The 20,850-nt window shown below is 61.0% G+C and carries 19 protein-coding genes; 11 read left to right on the top strand and 8 right to left on the bottom strand.

The genetic code is table 11. The features are described from left to right. Positions 1-4 precede the first annotated feature (4 nt). The 9 genes from tssI (at position 5) to LXM55_RS29185 (ending at position 9,437) form a co-directional block, all read left to right on the top strand. The gene (gene tssI, locus LXM55_RS29225; protein WP_233323594.1) at positions 5-2,059 is read left to right on the top strand and encodes a type VI secretion system Vgr family protein; all 2,055 of its coding nucleotides are present in this window, start codon (positions 5-7) and stop codon (positions 2,057-2,059) included. Between the two features lie 10 nt (positions 2,060-2,069). Continuing rightward, a complete protein-coding gene (locus tag LXM55_RS29220) occupies positions 2,070-2,858 on the top strand; it encodes a DUF4123 domain-containing protein (RefSeq protein ID WP_233323593.1) in 789 nt (262 codons plus the stop codon). A gap of 24 nt (positions 2,859-2,882) precedes the next feature. Beyond that, positions 2,883-3,428, top strand: a complete 546-nt coding sequence (locus tag LXM55_RS29215) for a DUF3304 domain-containing protein (RefSeq protein WP_233323651.1) — start codon at positions 2,883-2,885, stop codon at positions 3,426-3,428. Continuing rightward, positions 3,410-3,973 carry a DUF3304 domain-containing protein gene (locus LXM55_RS29210; RefSeq protein WP_442799798.1) on the top strand — a complete coding sequence of 188 codons (564 nt, stop codon included), beginning with the start codon at positions 3,410-3,412 and terminating at the stop codon, positions 3,971-3,973. The genes LXM55_RS29215 and LXM55_RS29210 overlap by 19 nt, the downstream gene beginning before the upstream one ends. Before the next feature lie 80 nt (positions 3,974-4,053). After that, positions 4,054-4,530 (top strand): DUF3304 domain-containing protein, encoded by a 477-nt coding sequence (locus LXM55_RS29205; RefSeq protein ID WP_233323649.1) that lies wholly within the window; start codon positions 4,054-4,056, stop codon positions 4,528-4,530. Next, the gene (locus LXM55_RS29200; RefSeq protein WP_233323592.1) at positions 4,518-5,087 is read left to right on the top strand and encodes a DUF3304 domain-containing protein; all 570 of its coding nucleotides are present in this window, start codon (positions 4,518-4,520) and stop codon (positions 5,085-5,087) included. The genes LXM55_RS29205 and LXM55_RS29200 overlap by 13 nt, the downstream gene beginning before the upstream one ends. Before the next feature lie 374 nt (positions 5,088-5,461). Then, entirely contained in the window at positions 5,462-7,708 is a 2,247-nt protein-coding gene (locus tag LXM55_RS29195) for a T6SS phospholipase effector Tle1-like catalytic domain-containing protein (protein WP_442799797.1), read from the top strand. 135 nt (positions 7,709-7,843) lie between these two features. Continuing rightward, positions 7,844-8,206, top strand: a complete 363-nt coding sequence (locus tag LXM55_RS29190) for a hypothetical protein (RefSeq protein ID WP_233323590.1) — start codon at positions 7,844-7,846, stop codon at positions 8,204-8,206. A 727-nt stretch (positions 8,207-8,933) separates the two neighbouring features. Next, complete coding sequence (locus LXM55_RS29185; protein WP_233323589.1) at positions 8,934-9,437, top strand: hypothetical protein; 504 nt, start codon at positions 8,934-8,936, stop codon at positions 9,435-9,437. An 81-nt stretch (positions 9,438-9,518) separates the two neighbouring features. Here LXM55_RS29185 and LXM55_RS29180 read toward each other — a convergent pair whose 3' ends face one another. After that, positions 9,519-9,791 carry a DUF3077 domain-containing protein gene (locus LXM55_RS29180; RefSeq protein ID WP_233323588.1) on the bottom strand — a complete coding sequence of 91 codons (273 nt, stop codon included), beginning with the start codon at positions 9,789-9,791 and terminating at the stop codon, positions 9,519-9,521. 54 nt (positions 9,792-9,845) lie between these two features. On the opposite strand from LXM55_RS29180, the gene LXM55_RS29175 reads away from it, so the two are divergent. Further along, positions 9,846-10,124 carry a hypothetical protein gene (locus LXM55_RS29175; RefSeq protein WP_233323587.1) on the top strand — a complete coding sequence of 93 codons (279 nt, stop codon included), beginning with the start codon at positions 9,846-9,848 and terminating at the stop codon, positions 10,122-10,124. A gap of 54 nt (positions 10,125-10,178) precedes the next feature. Here the strand turns inward: LXM55_RS29175 and LXM55_RS29170 are convergent, their stop codons facing one another. From LXM55_RS29170 to LXM55_RS29140, 7 genes are all read right to left on the bottom strand, one after another. Beyond that, positions 10,179-11,594 (bottom strand): FAD-binding oxidoreductase, encoded by a 1,416-nt coding sequence (locus LXM55_RS29170; RefSeq protein ID WP_233323586.1) that lies wholly within the window; start codon positions 11,592-11,594, stop codon positions 10,179-10,181. A gap of 142 nt (positions 11,595-11,736) precedes the next feature. After that, positions 11,737-13,131 (bottom strand): 2-oxoadipate dioxygenase/decarboxylase HglS, encoded by a 1,395-nt coding sequence (gene hglS, locus LXM55_RS29165; RefSeq protein WP_233323585.1) that lies wholly within the window; start codon positions 13,129-13,131, stop codon positions 11,737-11,739. Between the two features lie 162 nt (positions 13,132-13,293). Further along, on the bottom strand, positions 13,294-13,647 hold the full coding sequence (locus tag LXM55_RS29160; protein WP_233323584.1) for a hypothetical protein: 354 nt from the start codon (positions 13,645-13,647) through the stop codon (positions 13,294-13,296). Then, entirely contained in the window at positions 13,644-14,852 is a 1,209-nt protein-coding gene (locus LXM55_RS29155; RefSeq protein ID WP_233323583.1) for a M24 family metallopeptidase, read from the bottom strand. Before LXM55_RS29155 ends, LXM55_RS29160 begins: the two co-directional genes overlap by 4 nt. Next, on the bottom strand, positions 14,849-16,111 hold the full coding sequence (locus LXM55_RS29150) for an MFS transporter (protein WP_233323582.1): 1,263 nt from the start codon (positions 16,109-16,111) through the stop codon (positions 14,849-14,851). The genes LXM55_RS29155 and LXM55_RS29150 overlap by 4 nt, the downstream gene beginning before the upstream one ends. A gap of 69 nt (positions 16,112-16,180) precedes the next feature. Further along, complete coding sequence (locus tag LXM55_RS29145) at positions 16,181-17,548, bottom strand: DUF1329 domain-containing protein (protein WP_233323581.1); 1,368 nt, start codon at positions 17,546-17,548, stop codon at positions 16,181-16,183. Between the two features lie 11 nt (positions 17,549-17,559). Next, positions 17,560-19,545 carry a DUF1302 domain-containing protein gene (locus tag LXM55_RS29140; protein ID WP_233323580.1) on the bottom strand — a complete coding sequence of 662 codons (1,986 nt, stop codon included), beginning with the start codon at positions 19,543-19,545 and terminating at the stop codon, positions 17,560-17,562. Positions 19,546-19,827: 282 nt separating this feature from the next. Here LXM55_RS29140 and LXM55_RS29135 point away from each other — a divergent pair, with 282 nt between their 5' ends. Continuing rightward, on the top strand, positions 19,828-20,430 hold the full coding sequence (locus LXM55_RS29135; protein ID WP_233323579.1) for a TetR/AcrR family transcriptional regulator: 603 nt from the start codon (positions 19,828-19,830) through the stop codon (positions 20,428-20,430). Positions 20,431-20,850: the final 420 nt, after the last annotated feature.

Here is a 20,850-nt window from a genome sequence, read left to right as displayed (position 1 = left end):
GTAGATGTTCAATTCGGCCAATGAAACCCATTTCAGCCTCAGCGTCGAAGACTTTGCCGGCGACCTGCAGGTGCTGTCCTTCGAAGGCAGCGAAGGCATCAGCCAGCCTTTTCGCTTTGACCTGCAACTGGTCAGCGAAGACCCGGCCCTGGACCTGCAAGGGTTGTTGCACAAACAGGCATTTCTCGCCTTCGACCCCCAGGGCCATGGCATCCACGGGCAGATCCGGCGCGTGGCCCAGGGCGACTCCGGCAAGCGCCTGAGCCACTATCAAGTGACCCTGGTGCCGCGCCTGGACTACCTGCGCCATCGCACCAACCAGCGGATTTTCCAGCAACTGGCGGCGCCCCGGATCATCGCCACGATCCTTGAAGAACACGGCGTCCTGGCCGACGCCTACCAGTTCCAGATCGAGCATCCGTGCCCGGAGCGCGACTACTGCGTGCAGTACGACGAGAGCGACCTGCACTTCATCCAGCGGCTGTGCGAAGAGGAGGGGCTGCACTACCACTTCCAGCACAGCACCAGCGGCCACCTGCTGGTGTTCAGCGACAACCAGACCGCCTTTCCCAAGCTCGGCCGGCCCACCGCCTATGTACGCGGCAGCGGGCTGGTGGCCGACGAACCGGTGATCAAGGGCTTCGAAGTGCGCCTGGAATCGCGCACCAGCCGTACCAGCCGGCGCGACTACGACTTCGAGAAGCCGCGCCTGCACCTGGAGGCCAGCTACAAGCCCGAGGCCCAGGCCCAGGAACCGGACCTGGAAGACTACGACTACCCCGGCCGCTTCACCGACCGCCGCCGCGGCAAGTTGCTCAGCCAGCGGGCCCTGGAGCGCCACCGCGCCGACTACCGGCAAGCCGAAGGCTGGGGCGACCAGACCTGCCTGGTCAGCGGGCACTTCGTGCAATTGTCCGAGCACCCGCGCCAGGAGTGGAACGACCTCTGGCTGCTGACCCGCATCAGCCACGAAGGCAAGCAACCCCAGGTGCTGGAAGAATCCATCACCCGCGACAGCGATTCGAGCGATGGCTTCCAGCAGGGCTACCGCAACCGCTTTTTGGCCACCCCCTGGGACGTGTTCTACCGAGCGCCGCTCAAGCACCCCAAGCCCCAGGTGCTGGGCAGCCAGACCGCGGTGGTCACCGGCCCCGAGGGGGAAGAGATCCACTGCGACCAGTACGGCCGGGTCAAGGTGCAGTTTCATTGGGACCGGGAGGGCCAGGGCGACGACAAGAGCAGTTGCTGGCTGCGAGTGGCCTCCGGCTGGGCCGGCGACCGCTACGGCGCCATCGTCATCCCGCGCATCGGCATGGAAGTGCTGGTGACCTTTCTTGAAGGCGACCCCGACCAGCCGCTGGTCAGCGGCTGCCTGTACCACAAGGAACACGAAGTGCCCTACGCGCTGCCGGCGAACAAGACCCGCAGCCTGTTCAAGACCCTGAGCTCCCCGGGGGGCGGCGGCTTCAACGAACTGCGCATCGAAGACAAGAAAGGCGCCGAACAGATCTTCGTCCACGCCCAGCGCGACTGGGACCAGAACATCGAACACGACCATAAGATCCGCATCGGCCACGAGCGTCACGACAGCGTCGAGCAAAACGCCTACAGCGAATTCAAGGCCGAGGAACACCGCACCACCCACGGCGAGCGCAAGACCGAAATCCGCGCCGACGACCACCTCACCGTGGCCGGCACCCAGCACATCAAGCTGGGCGTGGCACAACTGACCCAGGCCGGCACCGAGATCCACCTCAAGGCCGGGGACAAGATCGTCATCGAAGCGGCCCTGGAAATGACCCTCAAGGCCGGTGGCAGCTTCATCAAGCTCGACCCGGGTGGCATCACGGTGCTGGGGGCACTGGTGAAGGCGAACGCCGGCGGCGCCCCGGGCAGCGGCAGCGGGATCGGCATCAAGCCGCCGTTGCAGCCGGGGGCGGCGGATCGGGATCTCCCGGGGGCCTTGCCCCAGGTCGCCGCGCCCAACCCGCCGGTGCCGGTGTGCAAGGAGTGCCTGGCCCGGGCCAAGGCCAACAACCAAGCGCTGGAAGCGCGCTGAGGAGCCCGCCATGTACACGAGCAACCCACTGTGGCACGAACTGCTGTGGCAACAGGTGCAGCGGCTGGAACACGAGCACCTCGACCTGCTGATCGATGCCACCAGCCTCAACTACCCGCTGCTGCAGGAACTGGCGAGCCTGGCCGACGGCCCCGAATTGGCCAAGCTGTTCGACCACACACCGGAAGCGGCCATCGCCGATGCCGGCCCGTTGTTGCTGCGGCTGCATCTGCGGCACAAGACCTGGCTGCTGGCCTTTCTCAGTGCCGTCGACTGCACCCAGCACGTCCTGGCGCTGCTCAGCCCCTGGCGCTTCGACGCCCTGGCGGCCCACCTGAGCCGCTGCACCCAGGCGCAGTGGAACCAGGGTCGCGAACAAGGAGTCCTGCGCTACTACGACCCGCGCCTGTTCCTGCCGGTGAGCGAAGCCCTGACCCCGGCCCAGGGCCGCGTCCTGCATGGCCCGATCATCGCCTGGCACTGGCTCGACCGTGATCACCGGGCGCAGCACCTGCTGGGGCGCTACTCCCGACACAGCGACGCCCCGAGGGCGGAGGGCTTCATCTTCGACCCCGCCCAGATCGCCAGCCTGCGGGCCTGGGCCGATGCCGACGGGCACCGCCGCGAGCACAGCACCACCCCGCAGCACTACGGCCTGAGCCGCGAGGAAGGCCTGATGCGCCACCTGTTCCACAGCCAGATGGCGGCCTACCAGCAAGGGCTTCAGGAACCTGCGGAGCGGCAGGCGTTTATTCGTCAATGGCTGTTGGATAACTCGCCGTTTGTGGTGGATGAGTAGGGGGAGGGAGGTGCCATGAAACAGATGCGCAGAACGTGGGCCTGGAAGACGGCAGTGTCATTGACCGGGTGGCTGAGCGCCGTGTTGCTGGTAACCGCCTGCCAGAGCCAGTCCACGATGCTGAGCGCCCCGGTGACGGGGTACAACCATACTTCGGCGGCGATCAATCGGTTTTCTGTTAATGGGGCAGGGGGCGGAAACATTGGTCCACATCAAGGAGGAGGTAGCCAAGTTTGCTGCGGTGTTGTTCCTCGTCATTGGGTTCCAGGATTAAAAGCCATTGTTGAATGGGAAAAAGATCCGAATCCTTACTCTTCGAGCACATGGACAGAACGACCTTACTCAGATGCTTGGACTAAACGTATGAAGGCGCAAAAACAAGAGTACTCACGTCATAAGGTTACTGTTGAAATTCCTCGGTACTCTGTGGCTGGAACATTGAAAGTTCACTTTCTACCGTGCAATCAAGTACGTGTTTCCGCAGACAATATCAAGGTAAAGGATCCACGTTATCCTTACAGCTATCCAATGGAAATGGAGGAGCCTGAAATATGTCAGGGCCAATTATGAAAAAGTTTTTGGTGGGTGGTTTGTTTGGTGTCTTGAATATTGTTCGTGTGTGCTTGTTGGCCGTAGGTATGTTGATTGCAAGCGCTTGTCAGTCTGAGTCGAAGATGTTAGGTGCGTCGGTGACGGGCTATAACCATACATCGGCCGCGATCAATCGCTTTTCGGTTAATGGGGCGGGAGGGCCAAACTTAGGTCCACATCAAGGTGGTGGAAAAAAGAGTTGTTGTGGTGTTATTCCACGTCATTGGGTTCCAGGGTTGAGAGCCATTGTTGAGTGGGAAAAAGATCCTGACCCATATGCTTATGGGGAGTGGCCAGAGCGACAGTTTTCAGACGCTTGGACTAAGCGTATGGCGGAACATAAAAAAGGTTATTCACGTCATAAAGCTGTTGTTGATATTCCTCGATATTCCGTGGCTGGAGCATTAAAGGTTCATTTTCTTCCTTGTGATCAGGTACGTATCTCTGCAGATAATATTAAGCCTGGGGATTCACGTTATCCCTACAACTATCCGATGAAGATGGAGGAGCCTAAAGTATGTTAGGGCTAATGATGAAAAAGAATTTGTCGGGTGATTTATTTGGTATTTTGAATATTGCTCGTGTGTGCTTGTTGGCCGCAGGTATGTTGACTGCTAGCGCTTGTCAGTCTGAGTCGAAGATGCTAAGTGCGTCGGTGATTGGCTATAACCATACTTCGGCCGCGATCAATCGGTTTTCTGTGAATGGGGCAGGAGGGCCAAATTTGGGGCCACATCAAGGCGGTGGAAAAAAAAGTTGTTGTGGTGTTATTCCTCGTCATTGGGTTCCAGGGTTGAGAGCCATTGTTGAGTGGGAAAAAGATCCGGATCCTCGCGGTTATATTAAACGAGACCAGTATGGTCAATTTGATAATAAGGATTATGAGCGTCATGCCGCCAATTACTCTAGACATAAAGTGATTGTAGAAATTCCTCGGTATACCGTGGCCGGAACCTTAAAGGTCCATTTTCTTCCCTGCGACCAAGTGCGCGTTTCTGCGGACAATATCAAACCTGGAGACTCACGTTACCCTTACAACTACCCAATGGAAATGGAGGAGCCTGAAATATGTCAGGGCTAATTATGAAAAAGGTTTTGGTGGGTGGTTTATTTGGTGTCTTGAATGTTGTTCGTGTGTGCTTGTTGGCTGCGGGTGTGTTGACTGCAAGCGCTTGTCAGTCTGAGTCGAAGATGTTGTCGGCACCGGTGACGGGTTATAACCATACTTCGGCGGCGATCAATCGGTTTTCGGTGAATGGGGCGGGTGGGCCGAACTTGGGGCCGCATGAAGGTGGTGGTAGCCAAGTTTGTTGTGGCGTTGTCCCTCGTCATTGGATTCCAGGGTTGAGAGCTGTTGTTGAGTGGGAAAAAGATCCTGATCCATATGCTTATGGGGAGTGGTCGGAGCGCCAGTTTTCAGACGCTTGGAGGAAGCGTATGGCGGAGCACAAAAAAGGTTACTCACGATATAAAGCTGTTGTGGAAATCCCGCAATACGATACTCCAGGTGTATTGAAAGTTCATTTCTTGCCTTGTAATCAGGTACGCATTACTGCTGCTGGAACCTCTCCAGGATACCCGGGTTATCCTTACAACTTTTCGATGAATATGGAAGAGCCGAAGGTATGTCCGAAATGACTAGAAGTGAAATAAAAAGAAGGCCTGCCCATGCGTTGGTTGCGCCGGACTTTCCTTTGGTTGGGCTTCTACCATCCGTACCAAAGAAACTCTCTGAAAATATTCTTAGACAAAAACGAGATGAGCTCGCATTCGGCGACCGGCAGCGTAAGCTTGTCCAAGCTAGAGGCGACGCATACAGTGGAACACCTTGCTGTAAGACTTTGCATATTACATTGGCATTCGATGGAACCAATAATAACGACGAGGCTGACAGCGCTTCGAGCCCATCTTCATGTAGCAATATGGCTCGGCTTTATCATGCTAGTTTAGGTTCGGATGATGCTACTCGGGAGAATGGCTATTTCAGGTATTACAGTCCGGGTGTGGGTACGGTGTTCCCTGATATCAAGGAAATGGTACCGAATAATTGGGGGCTGATAGCTGCCAGTGGTGGTGAAAATCGAATCAACTGGGGCCTCACTCGATTAATCGATGCGCTCAAAATGGTACTGACACCAGCAACACCACTGCTGCTTCCTGCAACTCAGGTTCTGGTAGAGAGCATGGCTACTTGTTGGTACGGCAACGTGGCGACTTTAGGTCTACTGGAAAATGGTGAAAAGAAACGTGAAGCCGCCATGCGTCCGTATATAAATGACCTAGAAAAGCTATTAGATCAGCGAAGAGAAATCGGGGAAAAACCCCATATCTTGGCCATGCGCCTATATGTCTATGGCTTCTCCAGAGGCGCTGCACAAGCCCGAACTTTTGCCAATTGGCTGCAAACCCTGACCCGTTGTAAAGGCAGCGATGGTGCAGTGGAGTATCGCTTTGCCGGGCTGCCGATCTCCATTGAGTTCCTCGGTATCTGCGACACAGTGGCGGCAGTGGGTATCGCCGACAGTTTTCCCTTTACCGCCGGCCATATGGATTGGGCTGATGGCACCATGCGTTTGCCTGATGAAGAGTCTGCAATCTGCATGGACACTTCCATTCCTGAAGACTGTCACTTTCTCAAGCGCTGTGTGCATCTGGTATCGGCCCATGAACAGCGGGCCAGCTTCCCATTGGACTCGATCCGTCGTCGACCGAAAAACGCCGGTGGCCAGCGCGATACGACTCAGCCCTCCAGTTACCGTAGTGGCACCGTCGAATATCTTTACCCCGGCGTGCACTCGGACGTAGGCGGTGGTTACGCGCCAGGGGATCAGGGTAAGGCGCTTGCAGGTACCGAGCATTTGTTATCGCAGATCCCGCTACATCATCTTTATGCAGCAGCGTTTTCGGCTGGGGCTCCTTTACAAGTGCCACAAGCCGCATATCGGGAAGGAACTCATGAGAAATGGCGGAAAATGAGTGCGGAAACGCTAGAAGAGTTCGACGTCTCCGACGAACTCATCAAACGCTTTAACGCCTGGCAAGCCGACGCCGCCCAACACACCGGTACCCTGGAGGACATGATCGAGTGGCAGCAGGCACTTATCACCGGCTGGCGCATCGACCGTTATGCCGGTGGTGTGGAAAAGCAGCCGTTCTATCAAAATGCTCCGCCTGACATGCCCAAGGCCAAGGTTGAGGCCTGGGAGGCGATCCAGGCGCGGCGTGACGCCGAGGCCGCTGCCGACGTTGAAGGCAAACCTATACCGACTTACACCGAGGCACAGGAAAAGGAGTACCAACTTAACGTGCAGATCGTCGGTGGTCAGGAAAAAGTCGACAGCATGCGCTGGGAGAAAAAGTTCGACCCACCCCTGGATCACCAGCAACTCAAAGGCGCCGCCGACGAGTTTCGTCATGACTACAAGCAAGAGTGGGGACTGCTCGACGACAGCATGAAGGTCGGCGGCGTTCTGGATTTGCTGCTGGGCGGTACGGTGTTCCTGATCAACGAGGAAGACGAGGCCAAGGAGTACGCTTATCTGCACGAAAAAGGCACCGAGTTGTACGGTGAGTTGTTCAGCGCGCCCAACACGCCCAGATCGGGCAAGGAGGATCTGGTGGCGCTGTTCGACGAGCAGATCCACGACTCCCGCGCCTGGTTCATGAACACTTCGGCGCTGGGCCCGCGCGAGCCGTTCACCGATTACTTCCGCATTCGCCTGGTGCATTTTGACAACGAGTCGAACAAGGAACTGTCGCTGCTGGCCACCGCGGGCCGAGTGGTGGGAGTGGGGCTGATGCTGGCCAGCGTGGGCTTGAGCATCAAGAAGAAGGACCCGCGCATGTTGCTGGGCCTGTTCCTGCCCTCCCTGGCGCGGCCGGTGCTGGCGGGCAAGGTCGGGCTGCCGGGTTCACCGCAAGTCAGCGCTTTCGACCCGCTGACCGGTCTGGCCTTGCCGATGTTGAGCAACTTGGATGGGCTGCGGGCCTTCACCCGATCCCCGGGGGATGTGGTCGCCCTGGTCGCGGCAATGCCGCCTCCGCCACCCTTGAACGCAAGCACCGCCACCACCCCGGGGCTGCAGAAAATCCTGGTGGCCCACCAAGCGCTGGAAGCCGCACAAGCGGCGCAGGACAAGGAGGACGCCCGCCTTGCCGGGCTATTGGCGAGCGCCAGCGATCAGGGCCAGCCCGCTGGCTGGCAGGATCTGCTGGCCGATCAGTTGGGCAATCTGCAGTCGTCCGGGAAGCAGGTGTAGCCATGGACAACCTGAAGGGTGGCACTCCCGGGGCAGCCCTTTTGCTCACACTTGAGGGTTCGCTGTGAAGAATGCATTAGTTCTTTGTTTTTCTTGCTGTTGAGCAGTATTTCTTGCGCAGATTCTGACTGTGATATGGATCTGAACGGGGATGGTGTGTGTGATTCTTATTCTGTAATTGGTCTGGAGCTTGATAGCGAACTTTCAGAAATAACTATTAAGGTTGGTGGTACAAGGCAGGAGAGAAAGGGCTTTTTTAGTCTGGGTAATGGCGGTCTGTTTCCTGGGTATATCTCAGGTGATTTTTCATTGCTGTTAGATTTTTATACAAGAAATACTGATCTGACAAAGTATGATTTTAGATGGGAGCCAAGATTTAAAGATTGGGTTGTTTACAGGGTTTCAACTTGGGTGGAGCCCAGTAGGGATGAAAGGTATTCTCTTGACAATGAAATACTTCCAGGTGAGGCGAGGTTTCCCCAGCCGTTTCATGTGTGACGTATAAAATGCTGTGCATTGTTTTTGGAGTTTTTAGGTAGTGGTCCTAATTTGCAGGAGTTATCTTCTGATGATGCAGTGCGTGAAATAAAGAAGGACTTTCAGTTTGTGCTTGAGAGTTTTCGGGTAGGAGGGGAAGACTCGCTGATTGATATGGTGGATGATAACGGAAAGCAAATGCAGAGAAGTATTTCTAAGGATTTTTTATATGAGGTGACGTTGATTTTGGGGGGGTAATATTTCATCGATTAATGGGCGCGCTAATTTATTGTATCAGAACGAAAATTTAGTAATGTCTGCATTTCTGCTTAGGGTTATTCATAAGAAATACCCAGAAAGAGTGGATGCGACTCTCAATCTAGTAGATGCTTACTGGGATATGGGTATGAAGAAAGAGGCTTGCCCTCCGTATGAAGAGTATATAAGTAAATGCTTGCTCTTGGTCGGGGAGATCAAATTCTTGAGTCAGTAAGATTAAAGGGAAGTTGTATGTGATATTGTCATGGTTTTTGCTATTGATCTTCTTGTGAGAAGTTAAGCTTCGCTGCGGAGGATTATATGTGCAATGTTCATGGCGGTTACGATGGTGATGAGTTTGGGGGGTGAAAGGTGATCTTTATAAGCTCTAAGGACTTTCCGAAAAAGTTCTCGGATGTACTGGAATACGCCTGATAACCACGGGGGCAGTCCGAACTGACCGTAATACCTTTATTTTGGATGAGTGAGCATGAAATATCTCCTAGCGTTTTTACTGCTTTCTCCGATTACTTGCGCTGCAACAGTGAAGATTTGTAGCGCCGACGGTCCCCAATATTTTATTTCGCAGTGGTCAGAAGATGGTGATCCTGTTCAGGTTCTTTCAAGAGTTGATGGGGTGAAGTTCTCTGCTCAAGAAGGTAGGGTTATCTATAATGATGATCTTAATGGTGATGGGGTGAAGGACTTTATTTTTTCTTCTTCTGGTAGTGAGGGGTCAAGTAAGGACAGGGTTTATGGTTTCTTTATTCAGTGTCGAGGGTATTTGAAATTTGTTGGTGGGGACTATTTTGCAGGTGTTAAAGTTTTAGATATCTCCCCTGGTGGTGAAAATAAATATAAAGATATTGAGGTGTACTCCTATCAGAGAGATAAGGATGGGAATGTTGTATATAAGGGGGAGGGGGCGGTGACTAAGTCGTATGTGTGGAGCTTCAATCACGGCGCTCAGAGGTATGAAGGTGCGCTCGAATAACTTTTTATGGTTTGTGTCTGAAAGAGAAGTCACTGCTTATGAAGATAAATAATTAGTGCTTTCTATTTTTGGTATGCGTTATTAATTTAATCTCGACTCTGGTATGCCATTAGAAACATCATCGATAATGGCTTTGCCCATCTCGCATAAATAGTAGGCGGGCCAAGCATAACGCTCTCCTTGCTTTTCCATTGCAGCATCGAGCATGAGCTTTTTGGCGTAGTAGAACAGATTGGAAGCATGTTCCAGGGCTTCCCGAGCTGGAATATCCGGATTGACCTTGAACAGGTTTTGTTCTTTGTCGCCGCACTGGGCGAAGGTCACGATGCCAATGGTTTTGACTGAGGCAGTCATTGGGCACCTCCTGTATTGCATAGAAGGTGAGTCTTTGCTGTGACGATAACGTGCATGGGCGTAACCCCGTCCCCGGGGGACGTAGTCGCCCTGGTCGCGGCAATGCCGCCTCCGCCACCCTTGAACGCAAGCACCGCCACCACCCCGGAGCTGCAGAAAATCCTGGTGGCCCACCAAGCGCTGGAAGCGGCACAAGCGGCGCAGGACAAGAAGGACGCCAGCCTTGCCGGGCTATTGGCGAGTGCCGCCAACGACCAGGGCCAGCCCGCTGGCTGGCAGGACCTGCTGGCCGATCAGGTGGGCAATCTGCAGTCGTCCGGGAAGCAGGCGTAGCCATGACCGCATCTTGATAGGCGGTCGCTGGCTCATGCCCGGATTGGCGGCACCTTACGGAGTCCCGTCCGCTTTAACCCCCACCCCATACGCATCCCACAACTTGTTGCGGAACTTGTTCTGCGGATCGACCCGGGCCTTGAGCGCGAGAAACTCCCCGGCCCGTGGATAGGCCGCGCGAAACTGCTGCGGCGTGGCGTGGATCTGGTACGGCAGGTAATAGCTGCCGCCGTGCTGGATGGCGCTGTCCACCAGGGCGCGGGTCCATTCGCCGACTTCCTTGCGTTCCTCCGGCGCGGTGCTCTGCTGGTAGTACAGCACCAGGGCGAAGACCTCGGTCTTGGCCCAGGCCAGCAGGGTGCCGGGGTCGGCCTTGGCGTGGCGGATCGACAGGTTGATCACGTTGACATGATGCGCCCGCAGGGTCGCGCCCATCTCCTGGACGAAGCTTTCCAGCTGGTCGGGGGGCACGAAGTATTCCTGCAGCACGTAGGTGCGCTTGGCCCGGGATTCGGGCTCCAGTTCGCGCACGTCGAGGCTGGCTTCGTGGTTGCGCCAGGACACTTGCGGTTTCTTCAGCACCAGGGGGTCGATCACTTCCTGGCGCAGGGTCTTGCCGCCGGGCCACTGGCTCACCACTTTCAGGGCTTTCTGTTCTTTCCAGTAGTTCTGGTCCAGGGGCGTGAGGCGTTCCTTGACCGTGACCGGCAGGTCGGTCTGGCTGTAGGACACCGCGCGCAGGGTCTGGTACTGGTCGGGGTAGAGCACGGCGTTGTGCAGGATGACCTTGGGGTTGTTCTGGATCTGGGCCTGGAAGTAGGGCCGGTAGTCGCCGAGGGGCATTTCTTCGACGCTGCGCAGCAGGCGCACGTTGTCGCTCAGGTGCAGGGTGGCTTGGACAATCACCCCCAGGCCGCCGTAGCCGCCGATGGCGCCGTAGAACAGTTCGCTGTTGTGCTGCGGGCTGGCGTCCACCACTTGGCCGTCGGCCAGCACCAGCTTGATCGATTTCACCGAGCTCACCAGCGGGCCGTAGCCGATGTAGCGGCCGTGGGCGTTGACGCTCAGGGCGCCGCCGACGGTGAAGTTGGCGTAGCTCTGCATGATGCTCACGGACAGGTCGTGGGGGTCGATGTAGTCCTGCACGGCACGCCAGGTGATGCCCGGCTGCACGGTGATTTCCTTGCGTTCCCTGGAAAAGTCCAGCACCCGGTTGAAGCCGCGCATGTCGATCTGCAGGGCATGCTCGGTGGCGGTCTGGCCGCCCATGCTGTAGCGCCCGCCGCCAATGGCGATGGGCCCGGGGTGCTCGGCCACCTGTTTGACGATCTGCTCCAGGGTGCTGGGGCGCACCACCTGATCGACCACGATGGGGTTGAGCTGGGTGATGTCGTTGACGGTTTCTGCTGCGTGGGTGGTGAGTGCGCTGCTGAGTGCCGCGCATAAAAACAGGCCGATCGCGAATCTCATTCGCCGTGTCCATCCCTGGTGGTGGCGCGCCGCCGGAGGGGCGCAAGTGGCGGCAGAATAACGCCGCGGCGGGTCCATGACCATGGGGCAACGCACAGCGGGGAAGGGCGGCATCGACCCTTGGGCCGATGCCGGGCGCGACTTACAGCGCCGGCAGGCCGAGGGTGGCGGCGCAGTGCTCCAGGGAGCGCTGCTGGGTCTGGGCGTAGAGCTGCAATTCATCGAGGGTGCGGCGGCCCAGGGCGGCTTCGAAGGCCTGGCGGTTGGACTGCCCGGCGTAGTGGCTCTGGCTGTCATCCCCCAGGTTGGACTGGAAGATCCCGGCGGCGCTGACCGGCAGGAAGTCTTCGTACACCAGGGGTTCGACGCTCAGGTGCCCGGCCGCCAGCAGCGCCGCCAGGGTGGTGGGCCGCTGGGGCTGGTTGCGCGCCGCCAGCCCGGCGTCGCTGACGAAGTAGCGGAAGTAGGCCAGGCCCTGTTCACGCATGGCCGGGTGGCTGTCGGGAAACTCCCTGAAGTGCTCTTGCATCAACTGGTTGTAGCGTTGCGCGTTGGCTTCGTTGGGAAAGTCGCCCAGGGCGTCGCGGGCGGCGTTCAGCAAGCGGTCGTAGAGCTCGCGGCCCTTGGGGGTGAGCGCCGCGCCGCGCTGTTCGATCTCGCCGAAACGCGCGCTGTGGCTGCCCTGGCTATGGGCCTGGTCGGTGAAGGCCACGGATTCCTCCAGGGCCTTGAAGCTGGTCTGGCGCAGCAGGATCGGGCATGCCCGGCGCGGCGGGCCTTCGATCACCGCCTTGGGGGTGATGCCGCGCGCGGGCATCAGCCGCTGCACGTCGTCGATGTCCAGGGTGCGCGGGGTCAGGTGGTTGATGTGCGGGCCCTTGAACGCCACCACGTCGGCGATCAGCCGGTGCTGGGCGCTGAGGCTGGCGTACTGGGCGGCGGTCACCGTGGCGTGATGGTGCCAGCGGAAGGTTTCCAGGGCCTGGCGGATAAACGCCTCGGCATCCTCGGCGTCCAGGCCGCCGGCGGCCTCGGCCTGCTGGATCAGTTCCAGCACCCGGGGGGTGAAGATCTGGCGCCGGGCCAGGACCTGCTCGGCAAAGCCGCGCAGGTCCGGGTTGTCGATCAGTTCCAGGCGCAGCAGCGAGGTGAAGACCCGGAACGGACTGACCTGCAGGGCCTGTTCATGCACCGCGCGAAACGCTGTGGAATGCACCGGCACCCCGGCCGGGGTCAGGTCGTAGTAGCCCACCGGCTGCATACCCATTACCGCGAACAGCCGGGCCAGGGTCGCCAGTTCCGCAGCGCTGCCGACACGGATCGCGCCGTGGCGCTCCAGGTCCAGGCGCTGCAGCTCGCCGCTGTTGTGCAAGTGCTCTGCAAGTGCCGGCTGCTGCTGCAGAACCCGGGCGTTGACCTCGGCCACCAGTTCCATCAGGGCACCGTAGAGGGGCACCTCCTCGCGGTACATGTCCGACATCGCCCGGGAGAATCCCTGGCGGATCAGGTCCGGGCTGACGAAGTGCTGGTTGCTCATGAACAGGCTTCCCGTGGCAGTGGTTCGAAGCGAGAGAGGTACGGATCGGCCTCGATTCTGCTGGGCCCGGTCAGGGCTGACAAACGAAAGTTCCTCTGAACTTCATTCTGCAAATGAATGCATGGCAGCCCGGGGCCGCGAACCTCCGCCGTTCGCCGTGGCTCACTGGCTCAGGGCCCAGAGGCTGACCAGCACCCCGTAGAGGTTGATGCCCAGGGCCGCCAGGCGACTGCCCAAGCCGGCGTAGGCCTGGTGCTCGACCCGCCACAGATGGCGCAGCACACCGCCCCAGCCGATCGGCAGCAGGCACAGCAGCAGGCCCAGGCGCAACCATTGCGGGTCGTCCAGCGCCCCCAGGCACAGGCACGCCGCGTACAGCAGCATCATGCCGATGCCGCCCCAGGGGTTCACCGGGGTCAGGCTGCGGCCGTGACTGCGCTGGCGGTGCAGGCTCAAGAGGTTCATCGCCAGCCCCAGCAGCGGGTACAGCCACAGGGCCAGGGTGAGGCGGTTCATGCCGACCTCGTGATGCCCAGGGAGCGTCGCACCAGATGCCCGAACAGGCGCTGCTTGACGTTGCGTCGGCGCAGTACCAGTGGCGTTTCGATGCCGGGGGCACGGGTCAACAATTCGTAGCCGTCGTCGGTGATCAGCACCGTGTCCGAATGCCGGTAGCCGCCGTGGCCCTCGACGTACAGGCCTGGTTCGATGGACACCAGCATGCCGGCCTGCAGCACGTCCTCTGAACCTTCGGCGAGCCACGGGCCCTCATGATTGCCCAGGCCGAAACCATGGCCGATGCGGTGCAGGCGCTGGTGCGGGGTGCCCATGCCCTCGACGGCGAGGAACTGGTTGACCCGGGCATCGATCTCGGCGCACGAGCGCCCCGGGTGCAGCAGGCTCAGGCCCAGCTGGCGGGCGCGCACCATCAGCTCGAACAGCTGGCGCTCGGTGCTGGTCAGCGGGGCGGTGAAATAGGTGCGTTCGCTCTCGGCGGCGTAGCCGTTGACCCGGGTCAGCACCAGGGTCACGTGCGGGCCATCGAGCAGCAGGTCGTCCACCGCCGGCACCGAGTGTGGCTGGGCGCTCAGCGGTGCGGGGAAGCTGGCCATCAGCACCCGGGTCGACAGCGCGTCCCAGTGTGGCGTCTCGCGGATGATGGCCTGCATCACCTTGCTGCTGCGGGCAAACCCCTCGGCCACGGTGGCGCCGTAGTAGGAGTGGCGGAACAGTTCCTGCACCCCCATATCGGCATAGTGCGCGGCGCGGCGGATCATCTGGATCTCGGCCGGGCTCTTGACCAGGCGCAGTTGCTCGATCAACTGCTGGTGGCGTCCGCCGAGCCCTGCGAGCACCTGGGCCAGGGCCATGGGGCAGGAGTCTTCGTAGATAAAACCCGGCTCCAGGCCGCCGTATTCCAGCAACGCCGAGTGCCAGCACTGGCCATCCGGGGCCGGGTAGTCGCGGTAGCAGTGGATGGCGTGCGGGTCCACGGCGCGGGCCTTCTTCAGGTGCTCGCGCTCCAGCTGCGGGACGATGAAACGCAGACCGCCGTCGCTGGACAAAATCAGGAAGAACGGCCGCTCCAGGGCTTCGAAGCTGGCGCCGCACAGGTAGTAGATGCTTTCTGCGGCGGTGGCCACAAAGTGCCGGGCGCCCTGGCGCACCAGCAGCTGTTGCAGGCGGCGCCGACGCGCCAGGTATTCACGGTCTTGGATCATGGCAGGGTCTCGCAGGTCGATGAAGAAGGCGCGCGGCCGAGCAGGGCGCGGCTGGCGGCGGCGCTGATCAGGGCGGTCAGCAGCAGGTACAGGGCTGGTGCGTAGTGGATGCCGTAGCCCAGGGCCGCGGTGGACACCAGCGGTGCCAGGGCGCCGAACAGCGCCACCCCGAGGTTGTAGCCCAGGCCCAGGCCGAGGGCCCGCTGACGGGTGCGGAACAGGTTGCAGACGCTGCTGAAACTGGCGCCGACGAACAACCCCAGGCCCACCCCGTTGAGCCCCTGGAACAGCAGGATGCTGCCCATTCCGGGGTGCCACAGCAGCACGCCAAAGGCTGGCAGGCCGCCCAGCAGGATCACCGCCAGGCCGCCGAACATCGGCAGTGCCGGGCCCAGGCGATCACTCAGGTGGCCGCCGAGCACAACGCTGGCGGCGACGATCAGGCAGGCCAGGCTGGTGGCGATCGAGGTGTCGAGCACCGCGATATCGAAGGCCGCCTTGGCGAAGGCCGGCATGAAGATCATCGACAGGTACAGCGACGAGGTGCCCAGGGAGGTCAGGCCGATCACCACCAGCACCGCCTGCCAGTCGATGGGCGCGGCGGCTTGCCGCGGTTGCCGGCGGGCCTGGCTGAAGGCCTGGGACTCGGCCATGCCGGCCCGCAGCCAGAGGCCGAAGGGCACGATGCACAGGCCGATGACAAAGGCCAGGCGCCAGCCGTAGGCCTCGGTCGCTGCCGCGCCCAGCAGGCTGTAGACCAGCACCGCCAACAGCGCGCCGCAGGCCAGGGCCAGGTAGGTCGAGACGATAAACAGGCTGCCGTACAGGCCCTTGCGGCCAGGGGGCGCCACCTCGATAAACATGGCGGCAGCGGCGCCGTACTCCCCGGAAGCGGCCAGCCCCTGCAGCAGCCGGCCCAGCAGCACGCACAACGCGCCCAGCAGCCCGGCGCTGGCGTGGCTCGGCGCCCCGGCGATCAGCAGGGTGCCACCGCCCATCAGCATGAAGGTCAGGATCAGTGCTGCCTTGCGGCCCTTGGCGTCGGCATAGCGGCCAATGAAATAGGCCCCCAGGGGCCGGGTGATAAAGCCGCTGGCAAAGGCGCCGATGGTGGCCAGCAGCGCCAGTTGCGGGTTGCCCGGGGGAAAGAAGGTCAGGGCGATGGCGGTGGAGAAGAACCCGTACAGGGTGAAGTCCAGCCATTCGAAAAAGTTGCCCAGGGCGGTGCCCAACAGGGTCAGTCGGGTGCTCTTGTGCATCACGACACTCAACAGGCTAAAGGGTGGCGGGGAGGCGGGCCGCCAGTGCGGCCCGCAGGTGCGGCTGGCTCAGCGCCCGCTCAGGCGCGGCAGGTCGTTGGGCTTGAACATCCCGGCGTCACCGGGCGCCGGCAGAAAGCGGATCACTTCCGGCTGTTCGTTGCTCAGGCCCTGGGCTTGGTAGCGGCGCGATTGCAGGTCGTGGAACACGTCCACCGCGCTCATCACCGCCGGCAGGTTGTAGTAGTTCACCAGGTAGGCCATGGACACCCGCCACAGCTCGCCGCGGCTGTCGAACTGGTCGGCGACGGCGATGCTCCAGCTGTCCTCGTCGAGGTAGAAGCGGCGCTTGGAATACAGGTGGCGGGCGCCGGGCTTGAGGTTGGCCTCGATCACCCACACCCGGTGCAGTTCATAGCGGGTGTGCTCGGGGTTGAGGTGCCCCGGGCGCAGCAGCGCGGCGTACTTCAGGCTTTTGTCCAGCAGCCGGTAGTTGTTGTAGGGGATGTACAGCTCCTGCTTGCCCAGCAGCTTCCAGTCGTAGCGGTCGGGGGAGCCGTTGAACATGTCGGTGTCGTCGGCGGTGCGCAGGCCATCGGAGCTGCCGATGGGGCTGTCGTAGGCGATGGTCGGGGCGCGGCGCACCCGGCGCTGGCCGGGGTTGTAGCCCCAGGCCTTGCGCGGGTTGTCCAGCTGGTTCAGCGGTTCGTGGATCAGCACCGCCTCGCCGGCCAGGCGCGCCGGCGCCTTGGCGATACCCAGGTAGTAGTAGAGGGTGTCGCCGAGGCTGGCGGCATCTTTGCCGGGGATGTTGTAGAGCGAGTAGTAGCGCACATCCAGCAGGCTCGGCACGAAGCTGCCGTCGCGCTGCACGGCGATGTCCGCGCTGCTGCGTTCCAGGTAGGTGCCGTTGAACTTGAGAATGTGGTTCCACACGGCCTCCAGCCCCGACTGCGGCACCGGGAAGGGCACCCCACCATAAGCGTTGTGGACCACGGCGCCACCTTCGCCGAGCTTGGCGTCGAAGGCGTTGCGGCGGATGTTGTCGTACACCCATTGTGGCGCCGCAGCGCTGCGGCGGGTCGGGTAGACCGGCATGCGGAACGTCTCGGGATAAGCCTTGAACAGCGCGATCTGGCCCTGGCTCAGGTGTTCGCGGTACTGCTCCAGGTTCTGCCTGTCGATGGTGAACAGCGGGCGGTCGGCGCTGAACGGATCAAGGTAGGGCCCGCCAGCCTGGTAGCCGGCGGGGCCCTGGGTCAGGCCGCCGTCCCAGGGCGGAATGCTGCCGCCGGCATTGCCGGCCTGCTGCGCCCCGGTGGGGGTCAGGCGCTGGCCATCAGCGCTCTTGAGGGCGTCGGCCGGCGCGGCGGCCAGGCACAGGGAGGAGAGGGCGGCGAGGCCGAGGCCGGCCACCAGGGTGCTGAGTCTGCGCATGGGGGTTCTCGTCAGAAGGAGTATTTGAGGGTCAGGCCAAGGTTGTCGCGGTCGCGGCTGATGTTGCTGCGGCCGGCGCCGTAGAAATTGGTGTATTGCAGCTCGGCTTCGATCGAGGCCTGGTAGCTGGCCCGCACGCCGAGGGTGTAGGCCTTGCGGCCTTCGATGAAGTTGCCGCCGGAATAGGAGTTGCCGAGGAAGTCGTCCTTGTAGACCACATAGGGCGAGACGTTGACCCCGGCCAGCAGATCGTTCCAGGTGCCGCTCAACAGCAGGGTGGCGCCGTAGGCGTTGCGGTCGATCTGCTGATCGCGGCCGAAGCCGGCGCTGTATTCCTTGTTCGCCCGCCCGGCGTAGTAGCGAATGCTGCCATCGAAGGCGCGGTACTTGAGGCTGCTGCCGCGCACCTGCTCGGCGGCCACCTCCAGGGTGCCCACCAGGCTGTCGAAGGACAGCTGCGGGCCGAAGTTGTAGAGGGTGCCCAGGGAGCTGTTCCAGGCCTCCACCCGTTCGTAGTTGTGCAGTGGCCGGCCGATGCCCACCTGCTCGCCGGCGACCATCACGCTGCGCCCGGAGAGGATCTGCGGCGCCTGGGCGAAGCTGTCGTACACCGTGTCGTTGAGCGCCGCCTTGGCGATCGGCAGGTTGGGCCGATAGGCCACTTCGCCGAACACCGAGGCTTCGCCCACCGAGGTGTTGAAGCTCAGGCCGTACATGTGGATGTTCTCGGGAAACTCGCGCTGGGCGGTGGTCAGGCGGCCCAGCTCGACGCTGGACAGGCCGTTGACCAGGCCCAGCAGCTGGCGCAGCGCCGGATTGCCCCCGGCAGCCCGGCGCAGGGCATCGTAGCTGCTGAAGGCGCCGCTGCTCAGGGCGCCGGTCAGGGCATCGGGGCTGGCGTGGCCGGCGGCCATGGACGAGGCGATCATCGGGTCCTTGGCGTGGTAGTTGACGAAGTAGGCGCCGAACTGGGTGGCATTCAGCGACTCGGCGAAGTAACGCAGGGCCAGGCCGAACTGGCCGCTGTCGGAGGCCGCCAGGTCGTTGCCGATATGCGCCACCTGGAAGGTGCCCTGGCGGTCCAGGTAGGGGTTGCCGCCATAACCGCCGAGGCCGGCCTGGGTAATGGCCCGGTACTGGTTCTGGAGGGCCGCGCTGGCCAGGGCCGGGTTGTTGACATAGGCGGTGTTGCTGCCGGGCACGAACAGGTCGGATTCGGAGAAGAAACTGCCCACCGGATCGTACTGCGACTCCTGCCATTTCCACTGGTAGAAGGCTTCGCTGCTGAGGTTGTCGGTCAGGTCGAACTTCAGGCTCAGGCTCTCCAGGGGCACCAGCACTTCCTTGATCTCAGCCCCGGGCAGGCGCAGGCGGGCCACGTTCAGCGGGTTGGTGGTGTTGACCCCGCCGCGATAGAACAGGCCTTCGCCCCAGTTGAAGACCTGGCGCCCGAGGCGCGCCGACAGGTTGTGCCCGGCCGGTTGCCAGTCGCCGTAGACATAGGCGTCCAGCAGTTGCACCGCGCTGCCGGCGTGGTCGCGGGTCTGCTCGGTGAAGCGGTTGTCGTGGGGGTAGTTCTGGCTGGGCTGGGGCGGCTGGTTGTGGCGGTCGTAGTCGTTGTGCCGGTCCATGATCTGTACATCGTAGAAACCGCTGCCGCGCACCAGTGCGCCATAGTTCTGGTATTTCAGCGCCAGGTCCGAAGTCAGTTTGAATACTTGCGCAACAGTGCCGGTGTCGAAGTTGCGATTGCCGTCGTTCTGGTTCAGCGCATCGTTGTTCTTGTCGGCGCCCTGGACCCGCCACATCTGTCCGTAGGAGAGGGTCGAATCCAGTCGCAGCGACAGCTCGCTGTCTGCCGGCGAAAGGTCCAGGCCCCAGGCCGGGGCGCTGCCCAGGGCCAGGCCCAGCAAGGTCGCCAGCGGGGCGCAGGGGGCGGCGGACAGCGGCTTGCCAACCGCCTTCGGAATACTGCGGGAATAGCCCTTGGAGTTCATCGTGGCCCTCTTTTCTTATAGTTGGTCAGGCAGCAGATCGCTGTAGGCCGAACCGTTTCCGGCGACCGTCAGTTGTTGTTATTAGTTAATTAAAAAGTGCGTACCATTTGGTACGTCAAATGCTATTCTCAGGCTGTTTTTAAAGTCAACGAAATTTTTCACGACCCTGGGAAGGGGCTTGGGCGACGGTTGGCGGGCGCCGGCGAGAAAGCGCTTGCCTGCACCGCCGGGCAATGGAAGGATCGCCCCGCTGGAGTGCCAGTGGGCAGAAGAGGAATGCGGGTGAGCGAGACCAACAAGACGACACGCGGCGCCACGGTGAAGAAAGCGCCGATCGACGTGCTCAACAAGGTGCTGGAGGATGCCTTGAAACACGGCTTCGCCTTCCGTTCGTTGCGGGCGATTGCCGAGACGGCAGGCATCAGCCACCGCATGCTGATTTATCACTTCGGCAGCCAGGAAGGCTTGTGGGCGGCGATCATCGACAAGGTGCGCAGTTCGGAAACCCTGCTGTTCGAGACCGAGGCCGAGGCGGTGGATTCGCCAGCGGCCTTGCAGGCGCTGCTCAAGTCGTTCTGGCAGCGCTACACCTCGGAGCAGTTCCTGCCGTTCTACCAGCTGCATTTCGAGACCTACAGCTATGCCTTGCGTCATCGCCAGGAATGCGGGGTGTTTCTCGACGGCGTGGTCGATACCTGGGTGCAGATGCTCACGCGCTTGTTCGAGCGGGCCGGGTTTGCCCCCGAGGCGGCGCGGCATCGGGCGCGGATGGTGCTGGCGGCGACTCGGGGTTATCACCTGGATCTGATTACTACGGGGGATCGGGAGGCGGTGGAGGCTTCGGCGTTGGCGATGGTGGAGGTGGTGTGTGCCGGGCCGGGGTAGTGGCCGCTCACGGTTTCGCCCTTACGGCGAGTTTGGGGTACATATCCGTTGCTGCGGGTGTGGCCACTGGCGGTTTCGCCCTTACGGCGACTCACTTTGGAAAAGCCCCAAAGTAAGCAAAGGGCTCCTGCCCCTGCATCCGGCGCCTCGCTAAGGCTCGGCGTGCCCTCGCTCCGGCATTGCTCCGGGGGCACGCCGCCACAGGCCATCCATGGCCTGGGGCGGCTAGCTCGGCATCCATGCCGAGCTGCCCCCTACGCAATGCCTACGCTCGGCCTCCTGAAGGGGCAGGGAGATCAAAAGCAAGATCAAAAGCCAAAGCCAAAGCCCAGCGCGGTTTACGCGCTTTTGTAGGAGCCGGCTTGCCGGCGAAGAGGCCCGTAAGGCATGCATCGCCCTTGCTGACGCCTTCGCTGGCAA

Origin of the sequence: Pseudomonas sp. Au-Pse12, from assembly GCF_021341665.1 — a bacterium.
Taxonomy (GTDB): domain Bacteria; phylum Pseudomonadota; class Gammaproteobacteria; order Pseudomonadales; family Pseudomonadaceae; genus Aquipseudomonas.
Note: the sequence above shows the minus strand (reverse complement) of the source record. Positions and strands in the feature narration are given on the sequence as shown.

What these genes read in the sequence shown, in the direction of transcription:
- tssI (WP_233323594.1), top strand. Translation starts at nt 5, where the DNA reads ATGTTCAATTCGGCCAATGAAACCCATTTCAGCCTCAGCGTCGAAGAC.
- LXM55_RS29220 (WP_233323593.1), top strand. Translation starts at nt 2,070, where the DNA reads ATGTACACGAGCAACCCACTGTGGCACGAACTGCTGTGGCAACAGGTG.
- LXM55_RS29215 (WP_233323651.1), top strand. Translation starts at nt 2,883, where the DNA reads ATGCGCAGAACGTGGGCCTGGAAGACGGCAGTGTCATTGACCGGGTGG.
- LXM55_RS29210 (WP_442799798.1), top strand. Translation starts at nt 3,410, where the DNA reads ATGTCAGGGCCAATTATGAAAAAGTTTTTGGTGGGTGGTTTGTTTGGT.
- LXM55_RS29205 (WP_233323649.1), top strand. Translation starts at nt 4,054, where the DNA reads ATGTTGACTGCTAGCGCTTGTCAGTCTGAGTCGAAGATGCTAAGTGCG.
- LXM55_RS29200 (WP_233323592.1), top strand. Translation starts at nt 4,518, where the DNA reads ATGTCAGGGCTAATTATGAAAAAGGTTTTGGTGGGTGGTTTATTTGGT.
- LXM55_RS29190 (WP_233323590.1), top strand. Translation starts at nt 7,844, where the DNA reads ATGGATCTGAACGGGGATGGTGTGTGTGATTCTTATTCTGTAATTGGT.
- LXM55_RS29185 (WP_233323589.1), top strand. Translation starts at nt 8,934, where the DNA reads ATGAAATATCTCCTAGCGTTTTTACTGCTTTCTCCGATTACTTGCGCT.
- LXM55_RS29180 (WP_233323588.1), bottom strand. Translation starts at nt 9,791, where the DNA reads ATGACTGCCTCAGTCAAAACCATTGGCATCGTGACCTTCGCCCAGTGC.
- LXM55_RS29175 (WP_233323587.1), top strand. Translation starts at nt 9,846, where the DNA reads ATGGGCGTAACCCCGTCCCCGGGGGACGTAGTCGCCCTGGTCGCGGCA.
- LXM55_RS29170 (WP_233323586.1), bottom strand. Translation starts at nt 11,594, where the DNA reads ATGAGATTCGCGATCGGCCTGTTTTTATGCGCGGCACTCAGCAGCGCA.
- hglS (WP_233323585.1), bottom strand. Translation starts at nt 13,131, where the DNA reads ATGAGCAACCAGCACTTCGTCAGCCCGGACCTGATCCGCCAGGGATTC.
- LXM55_RS29160 (WP_233323584.1), bottom strand. Translation starts at nt 13,647, where the DNA reads ATGAACCGCCTCACCCTGGCCCTGTGGCTGTACCCGCTGCTGGGGCTG.
- LXM55_RS29155 (WP_233323583.1), bottom strand. Translation starts at nt 14,852, where the DNA reads ATGATCCAAGACCGTGAATACCTGGCGCGTCGGCGCCGCCTGCAACAG.
- LXM55_RS29150 (WP_233323582.1), bottom strand. Translation starts at nt 16,111, where the DNA reads ATGCACAAGAGCACCCGACTGACCCTGTTGGGCACCGCCCTGGGCAAC.
- LXM55_RS29145 (WP_233323581.1), bottom strand. Translation starts at nt 17,548, where the DNA reads ATGCGCAGACTCAGCACCCTGGTGGCCGGCCTCGGCCTCGCCGCCCTC.
- LXM55_RS29140 (WP_233323580.1), bottom strand. Translation starts at nt 19,545, where the DNA reads ATGAACTCCAAGGGCTATTCCCGCAGTATTCCGAAGGCGGTTGGCAAG.